Annotated in this window: 1 protein-coding gene; it reads left to right on the plus strand. The window is 38.0% G+C overall.

The window, feature by feature from the left end; translation table 11 throughout:
- Positions 1-711 (plus strand): asparagine synthetase B family protein (locus AC1DQW_RS27850; RefSeq protein ID WP_477457049.1); only part of this gene is annotated, 711 nt, incomplete at both ends.

The following is a 711-nucleotide window of genomic DNA, read 5'->3' on the forward strand; positions in this document are numbered from 1 at the left end:
ATCTTGAATATGGCGAGCGTTGTGTTTATCATTTTAATGGCATGTTTGCCTTTGTAATTTATAACACCAAAACGCAGCAGTTTTTTGGAGCCAGGGATAGACTTGGAAAAAAACCATTTTATTACGCCCATAATGGCCTCGATTTTGAATTTGCCAGCCAGCCATCGCAAATATATATTGGCCGGAATGTAAGCCTGAACGACGAGGCAATAAATGAATATTTTATCTGGGGGTATGTACCAGAACCCAAATCGGCCTGGAATGAGATCAAAAAACTTAAGGCTGGTTATACATTCACTTTTGATATAAACACAGGGAAATTTCAGACAGCGAAGTATTGGGATCTTGACCTCGCCTATATAAACAAATATGAAGGATCATATTCTGAAGCTAAAACAGAACTCGGATTATTGTTAACAGATGCGGTTGATATTAGGATGCATGCAGATGTGAATCTGGGGGTGTTTCTATCAGGAGGCATTGATTCTTCACTTATTGCAGCACTCGCATCTCAGCATAACGAGAAGGTGAAAACCTTTTGCATTAAATTTAATGAAAAAAGATTTGATGAAAGTGTGTTTGCGGCTAATATAGCTAAACACCTTAAAACAGATCATCATACTATCGAATGCAATGCAAAAGAGGGTATGGGTTTAATTGAAAATTTTGGATCGTATTATGACGAGCCATTTGCCGATTCAAGCGCAATAC

This window comes from Mucilaginibacter sp. P5_A4, from assembly GCF_056400605.1.